This is a genomic window from Frankia sp. AgKG'84/4 (assembly GCF_023242965.2).
Classification (GTDB): domain Bacteria; phylum Actinomycetota; class Actinomycetes; order Frankiales; family Frankiaceae; genus Frankia.
Genome location: NZ_JALKFU020001300.1, coordinates 1 through 2148 on the forward strand (window position 1 = coordinate 1; position 2148 = coordinate 2148).

At 74.4% G+C, this 2148-nt stretch carries 2 protein-coding genes; one reads left to right on the forward strand and one right to left on the reverse strand.

What is annotated here, in order from left to right:
* The first annotated feature begins 155 nt into the window (after positions 1-155).
* Entirely contained in the window at positions 156-1538 is a 1383-nt protein-coding gene (gene nhaA / locus MXD58_RS29850; RefSeq protein WP_248839044.1) for a Na+/H+ antiporter NhaA, read from the forward strand.
* On the opposite strand, the gene MXD58_RS29855 is transcribed toward nhaA, so the two are convergent.
* The coding region (locus MXD58_RS29855) for a DsbA family protein (RefSeq protein WP_374616858.1) at positions 1497-2148 on the reverse strand (652 nt) is incomplete at its 5' end. The two genes, nhaA and MXD58_RS29855, sit on opposite strands and share 42 nt — an antisense overlap.

A 2148-nucleotide genomic window follows, 5' to 3' on the forward strand; every position in this document is an offset into this window, starting at 1 on the left:
ACGCTGGCGGGCGCGGGTCCGCTGCGGACCGGGGACGCCGCGCGCCTGACGGCGACCGGCCCCCAGCGGGTCCGCGCGACGGCGCCGGCCGAGATCCTGCTCTGGGAGATGCACGCCGACCTCGACGACCTAGACGACCTCGACGGGCTCGGCGGGTGAGCGCCCCGCCCCGGCCCGGCCCCGGCCTGCGGATCCGCCTACCGCAGGTCGCCCCGTCGCTACGGGAGTTCCTCGTCACCGAGGCGGGCGGCGCCGTGCTGCTCCTGCTGGCCGCCCTGACCGCGCTGGTGTGGGCGAACTCGCCCTGGTCCGGCGGTTACGACCGGCTCTGGGACACCACCGCGCAGCTGCGCGTCGGCGACGCCGGGCTCGATCTCAGCCTGCACCACTGGGTCAACGACGCGGCGATGGCGATCTTCTTCGCCGTCGTCGGGCTGGAGATCAGCCGCGAGTTCACCGCCGGCGAGCTGCGCGACCGCCGCATGGTCGCGGTGCCGGCGCTGGGCGCCCTCGGCGGCCTGGCGCTACCCGCGGTGATCTACCTGCTGTGCAACCCGTCGGGGCCGGCGTCGAACGGCTGGGGCATTCCGATGTCCACGGACACGGCATTCGTCGTCGGGATCCTGGCGCTGTTCGGCCCGCAGTGCCCCGACCGGCTGCGGCTGTTCCTGCTGACCCTCGCGATCGTCGACGACATCGGCGCGATCTGCGTCGTCGGGATCTTCTACACCGACCGCGTCCACCCCGTCGGCCTGGTGGTGGCGGCGGCGGTCGTGCTCGCGTTCCTCGCGCTGCGCTGGCTCGGGGTCTGGCAGCTGCCGCCCTACATCCTGCTGGCGCTCGTCCTGTGGGGCGCGATCCACGCCTCGGGCGTGCACGCCACCCTCGCCGGTGTGCTGACCGGGCTGCTGATCCCCGCCGTGCCGCCGCGCCCGGACCAGGCCGAGGAGGTCCCGGTCTACGTGCGGGCGCTGACCGAGGAGTCCAGCGCCACCCGGGTCGCGCTCGCCGTGGGGGCGGCGAAGGCGACGGTGAGCGCGAACGAACGGCTGCAGCGGGTGCTGCATCCGTTCAGCGCATTCGTGGTCGTCCCGCTGTTCGGTCTGGCGAACGCGGGTGTGCATCTCGACGCCGAGACCCTGCGGGAGGCCGCGGGCTCATCGGTGACGCTCGGGGTGGCGATGGCGCTGCTGCTCGGCAACGCCGGCGGGATCACGCTGGCGGGCGTCGCGGCGATCCGCGCCGGGATCGGCCAGCTGCCCGGCCAGGTCCGTTACAGCCACCTGCTGGGGGCGGCGACGCTGGCCGGGATCGGCTTCACGATCTCGCTGTTCATCACCGAGCTCGCGTTCACCGACGAGGCCCTGCGCGACCAGGCGAAGATCGGCATCATCGGCGGCTCGCTCGTCGCGGCCGTCCTGGGCACCGTCATCCTGCGGATGCTCGGCGAACGCCTGCCGCTGTGCTCACCGCTGACCGACGAGCCGACGCCCCGGCTACCCCCGCGACCATGGCGCGCGCCGACGCCGGTGAAGTGACAGGCTGACCGCCTTGCGCAGCGGGGCGAGTTCGGCGCGCCCCCGGTAGGGCGACCCGTCGATGAACAGCGTCGGGGTGCCCCGCACGCCCTGCTCGACGCCGCGCGCGTAGTCGGCCTCCACCGCGTCGCCGTAGGGCTGGGCGGCGTCACCGACGGCCAGCTCGCCGTCGATGCCGAGCGCCGCCGCGTGGGCGCGCAGGAACTTGTCGCCCAGACGGTCCTGGCGGGCGAACAGGACGTCGTGCATCTCCCAGAACTGGCCGTGCGCCCCGGCGACTTCCGCGGCCAGGGCGGCGGTGAGCGCGTAGGGATGGATGTCGTACACCGGGAAGTGCCGGAACACCAGCCGGACCGCACCGTCGGCGACATCGACGAGCTCGTGCAGCACCGGCGCGGTCCGCGCGCAGTAGGGACATTCGAAGTCGGCGTACTCGACGACGACGATCGGGGCGTCCGCGGGACCGCGGGTGTGCCGGTGCGGGCCGGTCGGCACGCTGACGGGCAGAGCTGGGCGGGCGACGTCGCCAGCGGCCGCGGAAAGATCCACCGAGGGCCTTCCCGCTGCGGCGTCCGTCTCGCCGCGGCTCGCGCGCCGCGCGCCGCCGCCC